The sequence below is a fragment of the Reticulibacter mediterranei genome (assembly GCF_016587455.1).
In genome coordinates this window covers 2,053,467-2,076,204 of record NZ_BNJK01000001.1, presented here as the reverse complement: position 1 = coordinate 2,076,204, position 22,738 = coordinate 2,053,467, and the positions used below count along the sequence as shown (strand labels likewise).

12 protein-coding genes and 1 tRNA gene are annotated in these 22,738 nt (G+C 50.9%); 11 read left to right on the top strand and 2 right to left on the bottom strand.

The annotated features are described in order from the left end of the window. Positions 1–241: 241 nt before the first annotated feature. From K3T83_RS08940 to K3T83_RS08920, 5 genes are all read left to right on the top strand, one after another. On the top strand, positions 242–2,671 hold the full coding sequence (locus K3T83_RS08940) for a Stp1/IreP family PP2C-type Ser/Thr phosphatase (RefSeq protein ID WP_220202621.1): 2,430 nt from the start codon (positions 242–244) through the stop codon (positions 2,669–2,671). A gap of 117 nt (positions 2,672–2,788) precedes the next feature. Next, a complete protein-coding gene (gene aspS / locus K3T83_RS08935) occupies positions 2,789–4,585 on the top strand; it encodes an aspartate--tRNA ligase (protein ID WP_308441667.1) in 1,797 nt (598 codons plus the stop codon). Positions 4,586–4,879: 294 nt separating this feature from the next. Beyond that, positions 4,880–5,308: an ArsR/SmtB family transcription factor gene (locus K3T83_RS08930; RefSeq protein ID WP_220202620.1), complete on the top strand. Its 429-nt coding sequence runs from the start codon at positions 4,880–4,882 to the stop codon at positions 5,306–5,308. A gap of 232 nt (positions 5,309–5,540) precedes the next feature. Beyond that, positions 5,541–5,613, top strand: a tRNA-Arg gene (locus K3T83_RS08925). A gap of 291 nt (positions 5,614–5,904) precedes the next feature. Next, the gene (locus K3T83_RS08920) at positions 5,905–6,252 is read left to right on the top strand and encodes a response regulator (RefSeq protein WP_220202619.1); all 348 of its coding nucleotides are present in this window, start codon (positions 5,905–5,907) and stop codon (positions 6,250–6,252) included. Positions 6,253–6,285: 33 nt separating this feature from the next. Here K3T83_RS08920 and K3T83_RS08915 read toward each other — a convergent pair whose 3' ends face one another. Further along, complete coding sequence (locus tag K3T83_RS08915) at positions 6,286–6,999, bottom strand: Type 1 glutamine amidotransferase-like domain-containing protein (RefSeq protein WP_220202618.1); 714 nt, start codon at positions 6,997–6,999, stop codon at positions 6,286–6,288. Between the two features lie 231 nt (positions 7,000–7,230). On the opposite strand from K3T83_RS08915, the gene K3T83_RS08910 reads away from it, so the two are divergent. The 6 genes from K3T83_RS08910 (at position 7,231) to K3T83_RS08885 (ending at position 21,354) form a co-directional block, all read left to right on the top strand. Further along, entirely contained in the window at positions 7,231–9,720 is a 2,490-nt protein-coding gene (locus K3T83_RS08910; RefSeq protein ID WP_220202617.1) for an ATP-dependent Clp protease ATP-binding subunit, read from the top strand. Between the two features lie 145 nt (positions 9,721–9,865). Beyond that, positions 9,866–10,849, top strand: coding sequence for a helix-turn-helix domain-containing protein (locus tag K3T83_RS08905; protein ID WP_220202616.1), 984 nt, complete (start codon positions 9,866–9,868; stop codon positions 10,847–10,849). Positions 10,850–11,054: 205 nt separating this feature from the next. Next, positions 11,055–15,362, top strand: a complete 4,308-nt coding sequence (locus tag K3T83_RS08900; RefSeq protein ID WP_220202615.1) for a DUF2298 domain-containing protein — start codon at positions 11,055–11,057, stop codon at positions 15,360–15,362. Between the two features lie 226 nt (positions 15,363–15,588). Next, the gene (locus tag K3T83_RS08895; protein WP_220202614.1) at positions 15,589–17,991 is read left to right on the top strand and encodes a DUF2298 domain-containing protein; all 2,403 of its coding nucleotides are present in this window, start codon (positions 15,589–15,591) and stop codon (positions 17,989–17,991) included. A gap of 53 nt (positions 17,992–18,044) precedes the next feature. Beyond that, positions 18,045–20,477, top strand: coding sequence for a flippase activity-associated protein Agl23 (locus K3T83_RS08890; protein WP_220202613.1), 2,433 nt, complete (start codon positions 18,045–18,047; stop codon positions 20,475–20,477). A 109-nt stretch (positions 20,478–20,586) separates the two neighbouring features. Continuing rightward, positions 20,587–21,354 (top strand): MBL fold metallo-hydrolase, encoded by a 768-nt coding sequence (locus K3T83_RS08885; protein WP_220202612.1) that lies wholly within the window; start codon positions 20,587–20,589, stop codon positions 21,352–21,354. 58 nt (positions 21,355–21,412) lie between these two features. Here the strand turns inward: K3T83_RS08885 and K3T83_RS08880 are convergent, their stop codons facing one another. Continuing rightward, entirely contained in the window at positions 21,413–22,483 is a 1,071-nt protein-coding gene (locus tag K3T83_RS08880) for a phosphotransferase family protein (protein WP_220202611.1), read from the bottom strand. Positions 22,484–22,738 lie beyond the last annotated feature (255 nt).

Here is a 22,738-nt window from a genome sequence, read left to right as displayed (position 1 = left end):
CCTCGTAATCTGACCGTGCTAGTACCGCTAGCTCAACGTCTTGCATGGATTGCGCCGAAAGAGTATACTCAGGTGCAGTTAGCGGTACAGGTAGTAAGCGAGAAAGAAGACCGCGACTAGCGAAATAGGAGGCACGTTGCGTTTTTCTCTGCATCGGTGTATTATAGCCTAGAGTTTCAGCAACTGCCTAGTGTGCAGGATGCACAAATTGAGAGCTACTGAAATACGGGAGAGAAGCACGTTGTCCAAACAACTTCGGCTCGATGTTGCACAGCTAACAGATGTTGGCCGCAAGCGTCCCCATAATGAAGATAATATGGCCTACGTCATTCCAAAAGATCCACAGGTAATGGCGCGGAAGGGTGCGCTCTTCATTGTGGCTGATGGCATGGGCGGGCATGCTGCGGGAGAAGTTGCCAGTGAAATTGCTGTGGACACAGTAAGCAAAGTGTACTATCAAGATGATAGCGATGATGCTGCTGTCTCACTGCTGCATGCGATTAAACGTGCCAATGCGTTAATACATCAACGAGCGGCAGAAAATATGATGCGTAGCGGTATGGGAACAACCTGTGTCGCTGCTGTTTTTCGTGGTGGGATGGCATATATCGCGAATGTTGGCGATAGTCGTTCTTATCTGGTTCGTCGTGGTGTGATCAAACAGGTCTCGCAAGATCATTCCTGGGTTGAGGAGCAGGTACGAGCCGGTCTATTGACTCGTGAGCAGGCTCGCTCACATGCACAGCGTAATGTCATTACGCGCTGTCTAGGAACTCAGCCAGATGTCGAAATCGATGTCTTCTCCGAACGTCTGGAAGAGGGCGATTCGATGGTTCTTTGCTCTGATGGCCTCTCAGGTCTGGTGCCTGATGAAGAGCTGGGGCAAATTGTCGATCAGTACCTCCCACAGGAGAGCGTCTATCATCTGGTGGAGCGCGCCAACGAGAACGGAGGCTCTGATAATATTACAGCTGTGGTGGTGCGGGTCCAGGAAGTTGGTTGGGAGCCTCCGTCTTCTAGTATGCCTCGTCCTGTTGGCGTTGGTGGACGCGAAGTTGACGAAGATACTGCTGTGATTGGTCAATTTCGTGGCGCTCCGTTAGGTGCTTTGCCAGCCAGACCCGGCGATACCCGTTTGCTTAGCGGGCCTTTGCGTATGGCTAGCGGCCCACTTCCTTCTTCGCCCGAGATCGATACGGCTCCGCAAGCTGCTGTCTCGCGTCTGTCTTCCAGGCGTAATCGTTTGCTCTACCCCACACTCGCAATATTTGTTATTCTTGTTATCTCTCTTGGTGGAGCTGCATATTACTGGATACGCGGGTCTCAGGCTCAAAATATAGACGCTTCCCTGACGCAGACGAGTACGCTGATCAATCAGGCAAAAGGTGAGATGAATACCAATCCTGGCGATGCTTTGCAGAAGTTAAACCAGGCGCAGGGCCGTTTAGCGAAGGTGCAGGAGCAGGGGAACAGTCTGTCTGATACACAGCGAACTCAGGCCTCAACTTTACAGGGAAATTTGACCAATGTAACCAAACAGGCGATTCTCAGCTACGATCAACAATCTCATATTTTACCATTGCCCTGTACCACGACGACCCAGGTAAGTACGCTCAATGAGGGGACTACAAACACGCATGCAAGCAGTCTGGCGGCGGTTCGCAACGGCAATAAAGATGCCTTCTATGTACTTGGAGAAGACCATAATCTGTATCAACTCAACGATCAGATGACCCTGGCAAATAAAATCACGTTACCGGGCAATGCACAACCTCTTATGATTACCAGTAACGATACTCGCTTGCTGGTGCTCGCCTCTTTGCCTGCTCAGGGCAAAGACCCGGCGGGATATGCTCTCTATATCTACCTTCCCAATGGCAAGGGGCAGGCCAGCGACAACATAAGCATTGATGCTGCTCTGACCAAAGATGGAGGAACGCCTTCACTGATCACAACGTCCGGCCCGGAGGTCTATGTCGTGTTGACTCCGCAAGAAGCCTCGACCTCGGCGGTGATCCTGAACTACACGCTCAATGGCGATAAATTTAAAGCGCTGACCCCGCGCCAGGCCAAGATTTCCGTCTCGGCGGCCCTGGTCAGTATCGCGGCGTTAAAGAATACACAATTATTTTTCTTGCTTGCCAATGGCAATGTCCAGAGCCAGCAGTTTGCAGAAGGTAATCTGACGCCTGTGAGCGTGGTGCTTCAGCCGCAACCGCCGCTCGCTCCGGCCCTTGCCGCCAACCCGCAGACGTTCCAGACAACCACTCCGGTTCCTGTACCCACCGAGCAGACGACTTCATCCCTGTCGGTATTGTCAATTCCCAGAGCGACCCAACTGACGGCGGCGCTGGTGGACAATGTGGCGCATCTCTATATCATGGATGATCAGTATGATCGCGTCCTTGATCTGAAAATGGATGATGCAGCTAATCAGCCAGCAACTCCCACTTCCACGCCGACAAAGGGCGGGACGGCCTCTTCGACGAAGATGATCGTGGTTCAGCAGTATGCCTCACCTGTGCTGCTCGCGAAAGTGAAAAGCCTCGTGATCGATCCGGCTGCTCCCCAGCTCTATCTTTTGACGCAAGGTGCTGACAGTAACGGGGCGTTCCAACTGGCGCAGGTCGATACGCGACCCTCAGATGCTAATACCTGTGCTGGTGCTTGATGAGACAGCCAATAGCCGCTAAGATATAAGATGAAAAGTTGCCTGATAGGACTACTTAAATAGTACTACTTCGAGTATACTATCATTTCTTCGTGAGACAGTAAGGAGTTTGTAAACGTGGGTTTTGCGGTGCATTATCGTTCGGTCACTTGTGGCGAACTTACTCTCGATAATGTTGGGCAGCAGGTGCAGCTGGCCGGTTGGGTCAATCGTCGTCGCGATCATGGCGGCCTTATCTTTCTAGATGTACGAGATCGCTATGGCATCACACAGGTCATTTGCGATCCTGAACGTTCTCCCGACGCACACAGAATAGCTGTTGAGTTGCGCTCGGAGTATGTTATTCAAGTTGTTGGTACGGTCAATAGTCGCTTACCAGGAACAGAGAATCCTCATTTGAGCACTGGAGCTGTTGAGGTCATTGCCCAGCAGATAGAGCTGTTGAATCCGTCGCGTACCACGCCATTTCCGATCAGCAACGAGAGCATCCAGGTTGACGAAGCGCTCCGCCTCAAGTATCGGTATCTTGATTTGCGGCGCTCTAAACTGCGCGATAATATGGTGCTACGCCATCGTATTGTGAAAGCCATGCGCGACTATCTCGATGATCGCGACTTTCTGGAGATTGAGACGCCGATCCTGATGAAAAGTACGCCAGAGGGTGCGCGCGATTATCTGGTCCCCAGTCGCCTCTATGAGGGCGAATTCTATGCGTTGCCACAGTCCCCACAGCAGTTGAAACAGCTCTTGATGGTTGGCGGGCTAGACCGCTACTTCCAGATTGCACGCTGTTTCCGCGACGAAGATCAGCGTGCGGACCGTCAGCCGGAGTTTACGCAGCTAGACCTGGAGATGGCCTTTGTTGATGAGGAAGATGTGATGTCCCTCATTGAGGGCTTGCTCGTCTTCTTGATCGAAAAAACGACAAAGAAGCGGATTAAAGAGCGGCCCTTCCCGCGCTTGTCGTATAAGGATGTGATGGATCGCTATGGCACCGATCATCCCGATCTACGCTTTGACCTGCCGTTGGTAGAGATCTCAGATCTGGCTGCTGCCGGGCATTTTGGCGTCTTCAAAAGCGCTCTGGCGGCTCAGGGCATGGTCAAAGGGATACGCGTTCCTGGTGCTGGAGGATATAGTCGTAAAGAGATTGAGGAGATCACAGAGTTTGCGCGTTCTCTGGGGGCGAAAGGATTGGTATCGCTGGCCCTGCATACGAATGGCGAAATCAAGTCTCCCTTAACAAAGTTTATGTCTGCTGATGAGGTGCAGGCGATTGTGCAGCGCCTCGCCGGGCAACCAGGCGATTTATTGCTGTTCGTTGCCGATAGCGCCAAAGTTTGCAATGATGTGCTGTTCCGTTTGCGCGTCAAGCTGGCCGAGCGTCTTGGCCTGATCCCGCCCGATGAACTGGCGCTCTGCTGGGTGGTAGATTTCCCGCTGTTCCATTATGATGAAGAACTGAAGCGCTACGATGCCGAGCATAACCCCTTCTCAGGCATGCAAGAGGAGGATATTCGCTTGCTCGATACCGATCCGCTCAAAGTACGGGCCAAACAGTACGACATTATCTGCAACGGATACGAGATTGGCGGAGGGAGCGTGCGTATCAATATTGCCGCGCTTCAGCACAAGGTCTTTTCCTTGATGGGCATGAATGATGAGCAGATCAAAGAGCAATTTGGGCATATGCTGGAAGCATTTGAGTATGGTGCTCCGCCTCACGGTGGCATTGCGCTTGGTCTGGACCGTCTGGTGATGCTGTTTGCCGATGAGGACAGTATTCGTGAGGTGATTGCGTTTCCAAAAACGCAAAGTGCAATGGATCTGTTGCTGGGTGCTCCCTCTCCAGTTGACGACAAGCAATTGCAGGAGTTACATCTGCAAGTGCGCCCCGAAGCGAAAAAGGGATAATAGCGTACGCAAAGTCGGTAATATCCACGAAAAACTAATACGCGACGTTCAAGAACACTATCAGAGCAGTTCTGGTAGTGTTCTTTTTATAGCGGATAATTACAAGCACAGGTACTTGGTTTTTCCTCTGGCATTAGTTGTCTTTGGGATGAAGGAAATGCTGAGATAGAGATGAAAGCATCGTTTGAGAGGCAAATTTGGATCGAGTTCTATAATTATTATAGGTATCTAGGTTATATGCCCAGACTCAATCATCGGTATACTATCCGGTTGGGAGGATGGAAGGAGAAGACTATGACAACAATGAATCAGGGAAATTCTAATCCTGCGGTTTCGGCAACAACGAGTTCGACAAACCCTATCAGCGGTCCACTAAGTAATCGTCCTGCACCAGTTGGCGGTACAACGGTCGTTGGGATCTCTCCCAAATTTGTACCAACACTGAGCGAGGACGATGCAGTCGTCCAGGCCCGTTTGCTGAAAGCGTTGGCAGATCCCACACGCCTGCGCATTTTAAGTTTACTCAGTCGGCATGAAGGAGAAGTATGTGTGTTTGAGATCGTGGAAAGCTTTACGTTAGAGCAGCCTACTATCTCCCATCACTTACGTATCTTACGTGATGCTGGGCTGGTAGATTGCCGCAAGAAAGGTTTGTGGGCCTATTACTATGTTCGTCGGGAAGCACTAGGCCGGGCGAGGGAAGTGATCGAAAATCTTGCCTGATAGTCAGGTACGCGCGGGATCAGCAGGATGTATTGTTCTACGTCATATGCTCGAACCGTAATATTTTCGTCACCTGCCTCCTGGCGGATTGCCTGGGGCATGTGGGTGTGATGAGACAAACACATCGCTCCAGGCAAATCTCTAGAGGTTTTTTGATGGATTCGGAAATCTGCTCGATTACCCTCTTGACAAATCTCAAAGGTTGCGGTAGTATACTGCATGTAAACGACACGTTGCCGTAGCTCAGTGGATAGAGCGTCTCCCTGCGGAGGAGAAGGTCGGAGGTTCGACCCCTCTCGGCAACGCCTCAGGAGCCAACTCTCAGAGTTGGCTCTTTTTTATTGCCCTCTTCCTGAAACCCTTGTATAGCCTCTATCGTGTTAAGAGCAAACGCGATTTGTACCAGACAATCCGCAAATAAGAAAATGCTCATGGGCATGGGACGTTGATTTGATCTCTTCTGAAAACTTTTCTATAATCAAAAACAAGATCGTCTGGTAGAGCAGGTCTATTTCTGTTTTGTCTGTATGAATCGGGTGCTCTATTGTGTTGAGGAGAGAAGGTGCTGTACGAACGTGTGTGAAAGAAAGCTGATTATGTTGGTAGAAGATGATGAGGAGCATGCCTCTGTACTCTATCAGGTATTGGCACAAGAAGAGAGGTATCGCGTTTATTATACTGCTGATGGCCAAACCGCGTGGAAGTTTCTTCAGTACTTTAAGCCTCATCTTCTTTTGCTGGATTATCGTCTACCACGTATGGATGGGCTAGAACTGTGCGATAGGATTCGCGCAGATAAAGAATTGCATGATTTGCCTGTGCTGATGGTCAGTGCTGCGCTCCCATCTCAAGCAGTTGAACAAAGAGGCATCACAAGCCTGGAAAAGCCCTTTGATGTCGATGAACTCTTATCTACCATTCAAGACCTGATCACCTCTTCATAAGGTATGGTATGAGAGCAAATACCGATACAGGTTTTAAGAGGTCAAGGGGGCAAGGGCGACGTGTTGACCGGCGTTGTACTGTGCTTTTTTCGGCTCCTGAAACACGGTTATGGTGCCATGCCCCTGCACCGTCCATGCATTATTTCCCCAGACCAGGGCCGTTGCCGCATCGATTCCCACAACCGTCTCTTTGACATCAATACGATCAATGGCCTGAGAGAGCGTCGCTGGAAGCTCGTTAAAATGAGGAATGACGGCGATATCAGGAACCAGCCCCAGAGCGGGTTGTGTTTGCCAGAATTGGGGGAAGCGAAAAATCACGCCTCCCATCACCATTGCTCCTGCCGAACAACCAGCGACGACACCACCCCTGCCGAAAATGTTTTTGATCGCTTCCCAGGCCAGTGTATCTTTTAAGGTTTCCAGGAGATAGTGGGGTTTCCCGCCTGAGAAATAGACGAAGTTTGCACCGGCCAGCTTTGTGACTATATGTGTGGAGTTTGCATCTTCTCGTGTTCTTAACATGAGCGGTTCTACGTGGACGCCGAGTTGTGAAAAATGGTCAACTCCCATCTTCGCCCAGCGTTCTGTCGTTGCTGGTCCATCGGGAACTGCGGCGGTTGGTATCACCACAACCTGGGGCGTGTCTTCTAAATCTGCCAGTAGTGCCTTATCCACAACTGCCATGATTGGCAAATATTCGCCTGCACCCACCAGGGCAATTTTTCCACGAGCCGATGTTGTCATAAATCGTTTCCTTTTCTCTTGCACGAAGTACTGTACAATTCTATGCACTACAGCCGCCATGCTGTCAAGTGATATCTCGCGTCACTGTCAGTTTTCGCTGATAGGGGTAGAGAGACTTTTGTCTAGATTTCTTTTTCTACCTATCCCTTCCCTCTCTATAGTTTTCTTGCCTTGCCCGATAACGACTCAGTACGGAGAGAAACGACTCAGTTCGTGAAGGAGAGCAAGGCAATGAATCGACTCAGTAAATTTACTGGGGAAGCGCGTCGTGCTGTGGCGTATGCGCGGGAGGAAGCCAGACGATTACGGCATCGTCTGGTTGGCACCGAGCATCTTTTGTTAGGTTTGCTCAAGGTAAATGATCCTATTATCGATGGTCTGTTTGTTTCGATGCATACCAGTTCGGCGCGTGCGGCTCAAGCTCTGGAATTTGTCGTTGGGCGCGGCAACAAAGCCATTCTCAGTGAGCCTGTGTTGAGCGCCAGCGCCCGCACAACGCTGCTGCGTGCGGAGGAAGAGGCGGAGGCGGCTCATGCAGAACTGGTTGGGATTGAGCATTTGTTTCTGGGGATCTTGACCGAAGAGGATGGCATTGCCGTAGGCGTATTGGAAAGCTTCGGTGTCTCTCCAGAAGTGGCCCATCGCAAGCTGGCTGATCTCTTTAAGAAGGGATATGATGATTTGCAGCTTGCCATTCGCTACCAGGTTCTCTATGATACAACTCCCACGTTAAACCAGGTGAGCCGGGATCTGACCATTGCAGCGTTGATGGGCGAATGTGATCCTGTGATTGGGCGTGATGACGAACTTGAGCGGGTCATGCAGATCCTTTCGCGCCGCTCAAAGAATAATCCCGTCTTGATTGGTCGTGCTGGTGTTGGTAAAACTGCTATTGCTGAAGGGCTGGCCCAACGTATCGTCAAAAAGCGCGTTCCGAATGAATTACAACTCTGCCGCGTCGTGACACTGGATATTGGCATGCTGATGGTCGGAACAAAGTTTCGTGGAGATTTTGAAGAACGATTGAAACAGGTGATGCAGGAGATCGTGGTGACTCCTGGCATTATCACCGTGATTGATGATCTGCATCTGCTTGTCCGCTCAGGCGTTGCTGAAGGCTCGCTCAATGCTTCAAATCTGTTCAAGCCCTTGCTGGCTCGCGGCGAATTTCAGTGTATAGGGGCCACAACTCAGGAAGAGTATCATAAAACAATAGAGTCTGATCCCGCTCTGGAACGTCGTTTTCAGCCTGTGCTCGTGGCTGAGACCAACGCGCAGGAAACGCTCTCCATTTTAGAGGGGGTGCGTACCAACTATGAAGATTTTCATAGCGTCACTATTAGCGATGAGGCGCTCCTGGCAGCTGTTCAGCTCTCTTCCCGCTATTTGCCAGATCGTTATCAGCCTGATAAAGCCCTGGATTTGATTGATGAGGCGGCGGCCCGTATGCGTGTCTATTCCGCTGTGGCACCTGCTCAGGTACTGGTATTGCGCGATGAAATGATGAATATGCAGCGTGAGAAAGATCATGCGATTGCACGCAGAAATTTTCCTCTGGCCGCACATTGCTTCAGGCGCATGCGTCAACTAATGAGAGATTTGTGGGAGGCAGAGCAGGCCTGGCAAGCAGGTGTGCATGAACGTCCCATATTGAGAAAACCGGAGATTGCGGAGGTGGTGGCGATGTGGACAGGGATACCAGCGATGCAGGTCGCGGCAGAAGAAAGCCAGCGTTTATTGCGATTGGAGCAGGATTTACATCGGCGCGTGATTGGTCAGGATGAGGCTGTCCGCTCGGTTGCTAATGCGATTCGCCGCTCACGCACCAATCTGCGAGATACGCACCGCCCTATTGGCTCGTTCGTCTTTGTTGGTCCGACAGGTTCAGGGAAGAGCGAACTGGCCCGTGCGCTAGCAGAGTTGCTCTTAGGAGACGAGCATGCTCTCATCGCTTTTGATATGTCTGAGTTTATGGAAAGCCATACCATCACACGTTTGATCGGCTCCCCTCCTGGCTATGTCGGTTATGATCAGGGAGGACAGTTGACCGAGGCTGTTCGTCGTCGCCCCTATAGCGTGGTTCTTTTTGATGAAATTGAGAAGGCTCATCCTCAACTCTTTGATCTGCTGTTACAAATCCTCGAAGACGGTCGCCTGACTGATTCTCATGGGCAATCCGTTGATTTCAGCAATACCTGCATCATCCTCACCTCGAATGCTGGCACCCCATGTTGTACTCGTGGCGTGATGACGCTGATGCCAGCACAATCTCAAGGGCAAGCAGATCATGCTGAGGTATATCAACGATTGCATGAGCATGCCTTGCAGGAATTGCGCCATCTTTTCAAACCAGAACTGCTCAATCGCATCGATGAGGTTGTGGTGTTTCATCCGTTGCAGCAGGAACACCTTCAAGCTATTCTAGAACTGATGGTTGCACGTGTTCAGCAATCTCTGGCAAAGCAGAACCTTTCTTTGCATGTGACCGATGCTGCTCGTCTGTTTCTGGTGAAATCTGGCTATAATCCGGTGTATGGAGCGCGACATCTACGGCGCGTTGTCCGGCGTATGCTGGAAGATATGCTAGCGGAAGCTATTTTGCAGGGATCGTTGACCGCTGGGAGCTGGGTAACGGTCGATTACCTCAATGGTCAACTGAGCATCCAGGCTGCTGCTAATACTGATGAGATGGAAACGGACAATGGTCAGGAAGCCGCGTAGGTTGGGGGTTGCGAGCTGGATATGGTAGGAGAAGTGCAGGGCTGCTGTACTGAAGTTGTTTGCCAGTTGACGTTTTCACTTTTAGCTGCTACCATAATGCTTAGAATGTAAGTAGATATATTAATTGGTTATTGGAGTAATGGGAGTGCAAGGTAATCAAAAGTGGCGAGAGCTATTAGGAAAAATTATCAAAGATCCACATGAGAAGCAGCGTATTGCTAATGCGTTAGGGGTAAGTATTATCACTCTTTCTCGTTGGGTAAGTGGCGAGTCAACGCCGCGTACCCATAATTTGCGCCTGCTCTTAAAAGCATTGCCGGATCATCGTAAGGCGTTTCTGGATATATTGCCTCATGACGAACTATCGCAGGCTGTGGACGAAAAGATTGAGGACGAGGATACAGCCCAGGAAATCCCTTCAGTTTTCTATGCACGCGTCTTGAACGCTCATTGCAATTTACCGCGCATCCTCCATTTCAGTTCTATTTGTGACGTGATCTTACAGCAAGCGCTCAAGCAGCTTGATCCTAATCGCGAAGGCATGGAGATCACCGTCGTTCAGTGCATGTATCCATCTCCTAACGGGAAGATTCATAGCTTGCGCGAGAGCCTGGGCCGGGGAACGCCTCCCTGGAATCGCGAGTTGGAGCAACGCACGCTGTTTCTCGGTGCCGAATCGCTCTCTGGCTATGTCGTTTCTTCTGGCCGACCTCTGGCGATTCCTAGCCGCATGGAAGGGTTGAATCTGTTCCCTGTCCAGTGGGTGGAATGGGAAGAAAGTGCGATGGCTTATCCAATCATGATGGCCGATCAGATTGCGGGTTGCCTGCTTGTGTCAAGCACACAGCCTGGCTACTTTCTTTCACTGGCACGCCAGAAGCTTGTCCAACAGTACGCCGAGTTGCTGTTAGTTGCCTTTGAGCCTGACAATTTCTATGATCTACGCAGCATTGATCTGGGCCGTATGCCACCCTACGAAAAACAACGCTCCCATCTGGGAAGTTTCCGTCAGCGTGTCGCTGATACGATGATCCGTCATCGTGTGGATGTTGTACAGGCGGAACGCATGATATGGCAGCAGCTAGAAGATGAGCTACTTCAGCTTCAAATGCTACAGGATACGAAATAGCGTATTCTTATCCTGAGTTTGTATTCTTCTTCCATGTGTTCACTTTCTATTCACAGCCGACAGCAGGAAGTAAATGGTCCTGTTCTGTCGGGCTGTCCCCTTGACCTGTCACCGCGCAATCTCTATACTAGACTCAGGCTATCTAAGCCTATTTTCTTTCAGGACGCATGTATTCCATTTTCTTTCAGCAAGGATCATATCAACCATGTTTATGAAGCTTGTTTATGTTTATAAAGCTCGTTGGCGTCCTCTGGTTCTCTTGGGATTATGTGTGCTTGGCCTGGCCTTGCGTCTCTATAACGTCAATTGGGATCAGGGAAATAGTTTTCATCCTGATGAGCGACAAATTCTTTTTCATGTCGTTTCTGTAGGCTGGCCTACCAGCTTTGCTCAGTTTCTTGATCCTGTCAACTCGCCTCTGAATCCTCATTTCTTCGCGTATGGCTCTTTCCCCATTTATGCACTTGCTCTGCTTGGGCACATATTTCTACATGCCTCTGAGATGTCTGCGTTGCCCGCTTTAACGCTGCTTGGGCGTGTGGCCTCTGCAATTCTTGATAGCGGGACTATTGTACTGACTGCCTGGCTCGCTTTGCTGTTGTTGCCGGATACCTCCCCGGGCCGCCGTTATGCATGGAATGGCGCTCTCCTGACGGCAGCTCTGGTGGCCTTTACGCCATTTCAGTTGCAGCTTGCACACTTCTATGCCGTCGATACGATGTTGTTGTTCTTTGTGATGTGTACGCTGGTTGCCAGTGTGAAGTTGATTCAGACCGAGAAAACCGTCTTCTGGGCACTGATGGCGGGCCTCTCGTATGGGTTGGCGATGGCAACCAAGTTTAGCGCGGCACCACTGGCGGTTTCTATTGTTGTGGCTCTGCTGATACGCTGGCTGCAACGGCGTGACATCTGGTTAGTGCTCAATATCTTGCTCCTGACGGCTATGATGACGCTTTTTGTCGCGATTGTGGCCCAACCATACGTGCTGCTTGACTGGCAAAACTTCGTCGCTCAGGTCTCGGAACAGGGAAATCTGGCACGAGGCTCTTTAGACCTCCCTTACGTACGACAATTTGCCGGGACGATCCCGCTGGTGTATCAGGTGCAAAATATCGTGCTGTGGGGGTTGGGTCTTACGCTGGGGTTGGCTGCTCTGATTGGGCTATGCCGCGTTCTCTGGCGCTTCCTTGTGCAGCGAAAGATGGACGGCTGGCTTGTCTTGTTGTCCTGGGTGATTGTGTACGGCGCAGTTAACTGTAGCTTCTACGTAAAATTTATGCGCTATATGTTGCCTGTGTATCCCGCCATCACGCTGATGGCCGCAGCTCTACCTTTCGCCTTTGCGCAAGTTGAGTGGCAGGAGAGCAGGTTTGCTCATGTTCTGACCCCAAAGGTTGTCAATATCACCCGGTACACTATCACCGCGCTGCTGCTGATAGGTACAATCTTTCAAGGCCTGGCGCTATTAAACGTTTATAGCGAGCCGAACACACGCATTCAGGCGTCGCGCTGGATCTTCGATCACGTACAACCAGGAAGCACGCTGACATATGAGCAATGGGATGATCCTTTGCCGGTTGCGGTAGATGGGCGTGATCCTGGTATCTATCGTCAGGCAACGTATACTGATGCGAGCGGCAATGCCGCTACCGGGCTTGCTTTATATGATGATGATACCGATGCGAAAGCTCACCAACTGGCAAATCTCCTGCCAACGGTCAACGCGCTGACAATGGCGACGGATCGATTGGATAAGTCTATTCCTCGCCTGCCCTCTCGCTATCCGCTGACGATCCGTTATTATCAATTGCTCTTTAGTGGACAGCTTGGCTTCCATCTGGTGGCACAATTTGAAAATCATCCTCATTTACTTGGTGTCACGCTCGACGATAGCAACGCCGATGAGAGCTATTCGGTGTTTGATCATCCCACGACCAAGATTTTTGTACGCGATACCCCTTATCCCTATACGCCCGATCAGTTGTATCAAAAGCTCACTCAGGGAATCGAGCTTCCGGCTCCAGCAGCAAACCAACCAGGCAGCCAGCGCTCTCTGCTGCTCACTCCTCAACAAATTCAGGAGTATCAGCAGTCTCCCGCGTTTAGTGTGCAATTTCCTGCTGATAGCTTTGTCAATCAGTTTCCCTTGCTGATCTGGTGGCTAGTGCTGATGCTCTCCGGGCTATTGTTGTTCCCTCTGATCTTTCCGGCATTTCGCGTGCTGGCAGATCGCGGTTATATCTTCGGCAAATTGTTGGGATTATTGGTGCTGGCCTATCTTTCATGGCTGCTTGCCGCCCTGCATATCCTGGCTTTCAGTCGTCTTTCGGTGTTGCTGGTACTGATTGTACTGGTTGGTGCCAGCGTGATCGCTTTTGTCCGTCAACGCTCAACCCTGCTGGAGTGGTTGCGTCAACGCTGGCCCGTCCTGCTACGAGCGGAAATACTGTTTACCCTGGCCTTTCTCTTATTTGTCGGGATACGCGCTCTCAATCCTGATCTATGGAGTCCCTATCGTGGTGGAGAGAAGCCGATGGAACTGGCGTTTCTCAACGCCGTGCTGCGTAGCCCTTATATGCCTCCTCTCGACCCCTGGTTTTCGGGTGGCTACATCAACTATTATTACTATGGCTACGTGATCTTTGCCGCGCTCATCAAGTTGACCGGTATTGTGCCGACCACCGCGTTCAATCTGGCTATTCCCACCCTGTTCGCTCTGACGTTTACCGGAGCGGTTGTAATCGTCTACAGCTTTATACGTAGCATTCCCTTTGCTCTATTGGGAGGCTATTTCGCAGCCATGATCGGTAATTTAAATGGTTTGGGGCAACTGTGTCAACAGGTCGCAGATCTGTTGACGCATAGTCCCTTCCATTCCTTCGATTACTGGCAAAGTAGCCGTATTATCCCCTTTACGATCAACGAGTTTCCCTTCTGGAGCTTCCTCTTTGCCGATTTGCATCCACATGTGATCGCGATGCCACTTGCGATGTGTATGTTGGGAATTCTTGCCGCCCTGTTTCTCTCCATCAAGGAGCCTGGACGCGTTGATGAAGCGCATATGCGGCTCAGAGAGCGTGGGGCGTTGTACCTGATAGCGGCTATTATTTTTGGCACCATTGCCTGTATCAACCCCTGGGATGTGCCTGCTTATCTGCTCCTGTTGGGCGCTACATTGCTGATACGCTGTTTACTGGAAAAGAAGCCAGTAACGCTCGGTGCTCTAGGCTCAGTGCTGGTCCCATGTGCTGGTGTGCTGATCGCTATTGTTGCAGTCGGGTACGGTCTCTATCTGCCCTTCTACGCTTCTTATCAGCAGTTGTATGTGAATGGTATAGGGCTGGTGAAACAGGGAACCTCGCTCAGCGATTTCGTGGTCGTCTTTGGATTCTGGATCTTTCTGGCGCTGAGCTTTTTCTCGCGCGGTCTGTATCATCGCGGTATGCAGCTCTGGGAAGAGGCTGCGAACGTGGAGAGGAGACGCTGGCTCGCCTACGCGCTGATTTTGTGTTGCGCGATCTTTCTTGCTCTGCTGGTGGGATTCGGCTTAAAGGGCTTGCTTGCATCCCTGCTATTTGTCGGTCTTTTTCTCTTGATTTCCACCATAAAAACCAGGATAATGGCTCCTATCGACCAGTTGGTTGCCGAATCGGAGGGAGAGCAAAATGTTCCCTCTTTCTCTGCACCAACTTTGCAGATTCATCGTTATACTCAGTTGTATACCTATCTCCTGTTGATTATGGGCGTGGGTATTGTTCTGGGGATGGAACTGGTCTATGTGCGAGATTTCCTGGATGGCGGCGATTACGCACGTATGAACACCGTCTTTAAGTTCTCTATGCAGGTTTGGCTGTGTATGGCTATTGGTGGTGCGCTGGTTGTGCATCGTTTCTGGCAAGTTCTCAGCGGTTTGGCACGGAGCGTATGGATGGCGATGCTGGCCATGCTGCTATTTGGCTGTTCTCTTTTCCTGCCCTTTGGCACAGAGGCGCGCATTGCAGATCACCAGCTCTGGATACAGGGACAGCCGCCGGCAGTGAGCGCGAACTATGTACCAACGCTTGATGGCTTTGCTTTTGTGCGATCCTGGTATCCCTCGGATGCCGCCGCGATCGAATGGTTGAATAAGCATGTTTCCGGTTCGCCAGTGATACTGGAGGCGATCTTGCACGATTCATATGGCTGGGGCAATCGCGTCTCGGTGTATACGGGACTGCCAGATGTTACGGGATGGTGGGATCACGAGGAAGAGCAGCGTTATATCGATCCGGTGGCAAGTCGTCTGGCTGATGTTGCAACGATTTATACGACCCTGGATACGACGCAAGCGCTGGATCTGCTTCATCATTATCATGTGCGCTATATCTATGTTGGTGCTCTGGAAAGGCAGACCTATACTCCGCAGCAGTGGTCATCCTCGCAGTTGCCGCCGAACCTGGATAAATTTAATCATATGGCAGGCTTACGCGTGGTGTATCAGTCAGGCGATGTGACCATCTATGAAGTTGTGTAGCAGGCTCGATACGATATGTAAAGGGGAAACACTGGGAGGCTGTAGATATTTTCATGTGGTCTACCCAAAAAGAGAGCAGTTGGAACTATTAACGCTCGGAACACGTCAGTATATAACGTACTTGATATATTGTCCTGTATCATATACGGTCCTTTCTTGCGAGCATATTATGTGTCGTGACAGAGCGCTGACCGTTTTGTAATATCTGTTTGACCTGCGAGTTGCTATGATTGAACTGTTTGAGATGTGGGCACTGATTGAGGTGTTGGGTCTGCTGTTACTGCCACTCACAGTAACGGTTTGCCATAACCTCCCGGATAGAGGTTGGGCTTTCAGCAAAACGTTGGGCCTGGCCATCTTCTCTTTTGTCGTCTGGCTGCCCCTGATGTATGTACCGACCCTGCCTTATAGCCAGCCATTTATTCTGGTTATTGCTGTAGTGCTTGCCGTGCTGGGTCTGGTTGGGTTCTGGCGTTTGCGCCTGGAACTGTTCAAGTTCATACGGCTGAATGTAACGTATATTCTTGCCAGCGAGTTAGTCTTTTTAGGTATGGTATTAGTACTCGGCTGGCTACGGTCTTATGGCCCTGAAATTCGTTCCTATGAGATGTTTATGGATGAGGGTTTTATCGCAGCCATTATGCGCAGTCCTCATTTCCCCCCTAATGATATGTGGTTTGCGGGCTATTCTATCAACTATTATTACTATGCTCACTATACGATTGCGACGGCGGCCAAACTGCTTGGGCAAAGCCCCTCTATTGCGTTCAATACGGGAATCTGTATCTTTTTCGGCTTGACGGCTGCAAATCTGTTTGGCGTGACATGTAATATTGTCTCCTGGGCCAGGTATCTCCGCATCTCTGTGCGGCAGGGGGCGGCCATTGAGAGGCCAGACAAGGTTCACCCATCGTTACTACGTAGCATTCCCTTTGGCTTTTTGTCGATGGTTATGGGATTGGTGCTGGGGAACCTTGCTGCAACGCAGCAGTGGTGGCAGAATCACGGCAATGTGGCGGCCTATGACTGGTTTGCACCATCACGTGTGATCGATAAGACCATCAACGAGTTCCCGGCCTTTAGCTTTTTGCTTTCCTGTTTCCATGCGCATGTGCTGGCCCTGGCCTTTACGATCCTGGCGATTGGCCTTGCCTTCAATCTGCTGCTAGAGTTCGACGGAAAAGGGCTATTTGTCTTCGGACAGGGTTTGCGGCTAGGTTGTACGCTGGTTGTAACTGCGCTGGTGATTGGCGGCCTTTTTGTGATGAATGGGTGGGATTATCCAACGTATATGGGCCTCGCCCTGGTCTGCATCGGCCTGCAACAATGGCTGGCATATGGTGCGCGTTTTCACCCGCACCTGCTGCTCGATGTCTTGATGCCCTGTATATCTCTGGTGGCGCTCTCTTTTTTGCTCTATGTGCCGTTCTATCTCCATTTCATTTCGCCCTCACAGGGTATCGGAATTGTGGCTGCGTCGGAGCGCTCACCATTGGCGAACGTGCTGTTAATTTACGGCCTGTTCGCGTTTGTCTTTCTCTCGCTGCTGCTTGCTAGCGTGTTGAAACATCCGCTGTTTTCTTTCTTCCATCTCGTCGGTTTGGCCGAAGATGAGGCCGCCTTTGCTCGCTGGTCGCGCATGGGCTTGATAGCCATAGGCTGTTTTGTGCTGCTCTGTCTGGTGCTGCTGTTTGTTATGCCCAATAGCATCACGTTCCTGCTGGCGACAACGATTGCGCTGGCCGGAGTTGTGTTGCTGATTTACAATATCGGTGATCGTGCGCACGCCTTTACGCTATTGTTAGGGGCGTTGGCTTTTGCTCTGATCGCCGGATGCGAGGTATTTTTCTTGCGTGATGTGTTTGCGGGCAATTATCCTCGCATGAATACCGTCTTTAAGTTTTACTTTCAGGCCTGGGCGCTTCTGGCTATTGCATCAGGGGTGGGAACGTTCTTTATTCTAGAGAGCCTGCGCCCTATGGCGTCCATATCTGCAAATGTGCGCATATGGCAACGCCTTTCAGGTATCGGATGGGGCGTTGTGCTGGTGGCCTTCATAATAGCAGCGTGTGCTTATCCTGTTGCAGCTCCTTACGCCAGATATGCTCATGTTGATCCGCTCACGCAGCGCAGTTATCTTGTACGCACGAATAGTCTGGACGGGTTGACCTATTTGAAGACCGATCCAGCGAATCCTGGCGATTATGATGCTATTCGCTGGCTCAATGCCAATGTCCAGGGCGATCCCGTGATTGTTGAGCCTATTGGTGTGGACAGCAACAACACTGTTGGTGGTGACTATAGCAACTATGGTCGCATTTCCGCGTTTACTGGTTTGCCAACCTTGATGGGTTGGGTCGGGCATGAATACCAATGGCGCGTTCGCTGGCTCGATAACGAGGCGAATAATGCTGAATTTCAACGTCGTATAGGGGATGTCGATACGATTTACACTTCCACTGATTCCAATGCGGTGCTATCTGTCATGGCTCACTATAATGCCCAATACATTTATGTTGGGCCTCTAGAATATGCTCGATATCCAAAAGTGGATTTACATCGCTTTAGTACTTTTATGCGAGTGGTCTATAATGCCGAGGGCGTAACGATATATCAGGTGAAAAAATAGAGAGGAATGGGGATGCTAACGGCAGAACATGGTCCAGGTAAGGAGGAGATTCTTTGAAGCGTTACAAGAATGAAACGGGTGAAGAAGTTACTCAGGTAACACCTGAGCAAGGACAAGAACAGGTTGAGGAGTTGCAACAGGCAGAAGAAGAGCAGCTTGAAGCGTTGCAACAGGCAGAAGAAGAACCCGCAGAGAATGATGTCTCAGAGGTGGTTGATAAAGAGGTCAGTTCAGAAAAGCATGCTGTGTCTGAAGAGATTGTCCCTTCAGAGGAAGCTGAATATCAGGAGGAGCCGCTCGATCAGCCACGCCGGTTGACATGGCCAACACGTGAGCAGTGGATAGGCTGGCTGCCGTTCCTGGCTGTAGTCCTGTTTGGGGCGATCCTGCGCTTCTGGGGGCTGGGAGATAAGCCTTTACATCATGACGAGAGCTTGCACGCCTACTTTTCTTTGCAACTGATGCATAACATGGAGAACTGGATCGGTTGCTTTGCTCCTGGTGCCTCCTGTTATCACTATGATCCCTTGTTGCATGGCCCTTTCCAGTTTCATGCAATTGCGTTTGTGTATAAGATCAGCCAGATCCTGGGGGCACCTGATCATGGTGTGAATACAACCACCGTACGTATTGCAGCGGCAACGCTGGGATCGCTTCTGGTGGGATTACCGTACTTCCTGCGCGATTATCTGGGCAGGATCGGGGCGTGGCTGGCCTGTTTCTTACTTGCCATCTCTCCCAGCATGGTCTATTTCTCACGGTTTGCGCGTGAAGATATCTACATGGCCTTCTTTACCCTCTGGCTGGTCGTCTCTGTTGCTCGCTACATTCGAGACCGACAGATGAAGTGGCTGATTATGGCCGCTGTTGCCTTTGCGCTCTCGTATGCGACGAAAGAGGCGACCTTTTTGACAGTGGCTGTGTTCGGCAGTTTCTTTGCGGCGGTCGCAGTTTGGGAACTGGGCTTGAGATGGCCGCTGCGTGAAAAAGTGACATCGGATGCTGCTTTCGTGCAGTATCTCCCACGCACGTTTGCGCCGGTCGCGTTATTGGGACTCCTTATCGTTGGCGGTCTGTGTGCCAAAGTGTTTTTTGCCTGGTTGCATGATACATCCATCTACATTACGAAAGACGCGGCCAATACTGCTCAGGCCGATGCCTATGTTGCCAATCTCAAAAGCGTAACGGTAGCGATTGTACCCTGGATTGGGATCTTGCTGGGGGCGTTCGTCCTGTTCGTGCTGGTACGCGAGATGATGGGGAAACTTCCTCCTCCCGGGCGGCATGGCCTGTCACTCCGGGTTGATCCAGAGCGTCAACCGTTGCTCGATGCGGTGGTGACGATGCAGTGGACGCACTGGTTTTTCGCGCTGCTGTGTGGCTGGGCCGTCTTCCTGGTGCTCTTTACTGTCCTGTTTACCAATATTCGTGGCGGCATCGGCGATGGCATCTGGCAGGGATTGTATTACTGGCTCCAACAGCAGCAGGTGGCACGCGGTGGGCAACCCTGGTACTATTATCTGCTGTTGATCCCGCTCTATGAGCAGATCGGGTTGGTCTTTGGACTGGTGGGCGTTGTGCGTTGTCTACTGCGACCCACACGTTTCCGTCTCTTCCTGGTCTACTGGTTCGTTGGCAATGTGTTCATCTATTCGTGGGCGGCGGAAAAGATGCCCTGGTTGATGATCCATCTGACTATGCCCATGATGGTGCTTGCCGCCATCGGTCTGGAGCCAGTTGTTGTGCCCCTCTTGCAGTGGTCAAAAGGTTGGTTGAAGCGTGCTCCTGTGACAGATATAGCGCTTCAGACAGCAGCGTATCCAGTGCCTCCTCATGTGAAGAGCGCTGCCGGGGTGACGGCAATTGTGAGCGGTGTGCTGGCGGTTCTCCTGCTGATTCCGACGCTGCAAAATATGTATCAGGTCACGTATGTTCACTATGCTGATGCGCCGCACGAGATGATGATCTATGTGCAGACAACAACCGATGTCAATGCGGTCATGGCAAAGGTGGATGAACTAGATCAGAAACTGTATGGTGGCAGACATGAGCTTCCTATCGGCTTAACCGACGACGCGACCTGGCCCTATGCCTGGTATCTGCGTGACTACACGCACGTTTGTTTCCAGTTCCCGAACGGTTGTGCTGATACGGCCAAGAGCATTCCCATCATTATTACCGGAGGCGATACGCTGGCCTCGTTCCAATCGCAATATTCGGCTGGCTATGCGTTCCATCAATATCATATGCGTACCTGGTGGGATGAGGGCTACAAGCCGCCTCCAGTCCCGCCCAACTGGGGTGGCGTCGGCCCCTGGATCTGGTTGAGCTATGGCGATACTCCGCCGCAAGGGGCTAGCTTTGACCTGGGGAAAGCAGTCAGCAATGTCTGGCAATGGTGGTGGTATCGTAAAGCGATTGGCAGTACTCAGGGATCGTATGATATGGGGTTGTTTATTCGCAAGGATCTTGGCGTTACACCCTGAGCGGGTGAATAAAGAGGGAATGGTTGGTCGAACGTTACCAACTATTCCCTCTTTTTCTTGCAAAATTGATACAATATAGGTATTAATTCTTGCTCAATCAGAGGTTGGTATGAACATACATTTTCTACGACACGCTACATTCATCGTCACTATAGACGATCTCCATTTGCTCGTTGACCCTATGTTGAGTCCCGCGCAAGCAATGGAGCCGATTGCCAATGCCGGGAATCAGTTGCGTATCCCCCTTGTGGAACTGCCGCTGACCGAAACAGAATTGAATGCAACACTGCAAGGGATCGATGCCGTTCTAGTCACGCATACTCATCGTGACCATTGGGATGCTGCAGCCCAGGCCCTTTTGCCAAAACATCTGCCTGTTGTGTGCCAGCCTGAAGATCAGGCGATTATAGGGCAGGAAGGTTTTTCATCTGTGTTGCCAGTCCAGCAAAAGATAGAATGGCGTGGGTTAGACATTTATCGCACGGGAGGGCATCATGGCAGCGGTGAATTGGGGAAAAAGATGGGACCGGTCTCTGGCTTTGTTCTCAGAGGAGAGCATGCCCCATCGCTCTATATTGCAGGCGATACGATCTGGTGCCAGGAGGTTGAGCAGGCACTTGCCCGATTCTCGCCCGACGTAGTTGTTCTATACACGGGAGCCGCCACCTATGCAACTGGCGGCGGCCCTATTACGATGAACGATGATGATGTCTGCCGGGTGTGTCGCGCACTTCCATCAGCGCAGATCATTGCGGTTCACCTGGAAACAGTCAATCATTGCCGCCTGACGCGGGCGGCATTGCGTGAAAGAATAGCAGTAGAGGGACTGACAAAGCAGGTGCTTATCCCCGATGATGGAGAGATACTAACCTTCTAGGCGAGTCTCAGTTGCCTTCTCACAAACCTGATAGAAGGCAACTGAGGCACCTTTGAGCCTATTCCTTCAAAATGGCCTGAAGAGAGGTATAGCGACCAGCCCACTCCTGCAATGACAATCGCTGGTCCCACCAGTCCGTGTTATTCCTCTGAGCAAACTCCCAGATAATCAGGCGATCTAAGAGCATGTAGACCGCAAAACGCTCAGCGAAACCGGGGCGCGGTGGTCTCTGACGAATATACGCCTGGATAAACTCTCGTGCCAGGGATAATGATGCGTCTTTTTCTATATATATAGCTGTAGCACGTGAGAGGTCTGTCTCTCCATCACCGAAGGAGCCTGTCATGAGGTCAAAAAGGCCGCTGACGTGCCACCTGCCCTCTGTTTGCATCACCACCAGATTGCCTAGTTTGTAGTCTTGCATGACAAAACATGGCTGAAAATCATCGTTGAGGGCATCCTCCGCCTGAGCGATCAACATTTCCACCCATACGCAATCGGTGTCAGTTGTACGCTGGTTATGTGTGCGTGACCTTTCCAGGAAGCTTCGTATCAAAGCTAAAGCGTATTCTCTATGGGTGAGCGGCCCCGGTTGTATGTGCATGGCTTCTATTTGAGACGGTGAGATCAATGCGCTAGTACACTCGAATGGTTGCACAGTATTTGTCTCTGCATGGTATTCGCCTGCAAAGGACCATTTCAGCTCTTGCATCTGGACCAGATTTTCTCCCAATACATGAGCAATAGCACGCTTATCTTCCATGCTCAACTGGTTCTCTATCTCCGGGCTTTCCAATTGCAAGCCTTGCATACGTGGCATCAATACGTAGCACCACCCAAAGATATCTTCGGCATCATCAATCTGATACGGCCAGGGAACCGGAACCTGAGTGCGTTCATGCAACAGGCGGGCAAAAAACTGCTCTGTAGGAAACTGCCAGTGGTAGTGTGGAGAGCCACGTAAAACATATGCGCCTTGCGTGCTGGTGAGGAAGATGTTCTGTCCGAAAAGACCAAAGGGAACAGGCTCCGCATGGAGCAACGTGCCGAGGTTGAAGCGAGTAAGAGCCATCTGTAATTGCTCGTCTGAAATTTGCCCAAGTCGTTTGCCATACATTCGTATAGTCATAAAGCAATACTCCTTGTATTGATGGATGAGAAGTGTGGATTGAAAAGCGTTCATATAGCCTGGGAAACACACGAGTCAACGTAGAGATGTGTTATTGTTGGCTATGCTAGAGGTTAGCGAATCGCGATAGGCGCAATCGCACTGGTTGAGAGAGGTGGAGGGGAGGATGTTTTGGTTTTAAACAGGAGAGGATAGCATTGGCAAGCAGGTATGTAGAGATAGAGTGCTTGTAAGCTTTCTTGAGTATGTATCTGT

Bases quoted from the DNA above. Each gene is read 5' to 3' on its own strand.
- K3T83_RS08885 (WP_220202612.1), top strand. From the start codon at position 20,587: ATGAACATACATTTTCTACGACACGCTACATTCATCGTCACTATAGAC.
- K3T83_RS08900 (WP_220202615.1), top strand. From the start codon at position 11,055: ATGTTTATGAAGCTTGTTTATGTTTATAAAGCTCGTTGGCGTCCTCTG.
- K3T83_RS08910 (WP_220202617.1), top strand. From the start codon at position 7,231: ATGAATCGACTCAGTAAATTTACTGGGGAAGCGCGTCGTGCTGTGGCG.
- K3T83_RS08915 (WP_220202618.1), bottom strand. From the start codon at position 6,999: ATGACAACATCGGCTCGTGGAAAAATTGCCCTGGTGGGTGCAGGCGAA.
- K3T83_RS08880 (WP_220202611.1), bottom strand. From the start codon at position 22,483: ATGACTATACGAATGTATGGCAAACGACTTGGGCAAATTTCAGACGAG.
- K3T83_RS08895 (WP_220202614.1), top strand. From the start codon at position 15,589: ATGATTGAACTGTTTGAGATGTGGGCACTGATTGAGGTGTTGGGTCTG.
- K3T83_RS08930 (WP_220202620.1), top strand. From the start codon at position 4,880: ATGACAACAATGAATCAGGGAAATTCTAATCCTGCGGTTTCGGCAACA.
- K3T83_RS08920 (WP_220202619.1), top strand. From the start codon at position 5,905: ATGTTGGTAGAAGATGATGAGGAGCATGCCTCTGTACTCTATCAGGTA.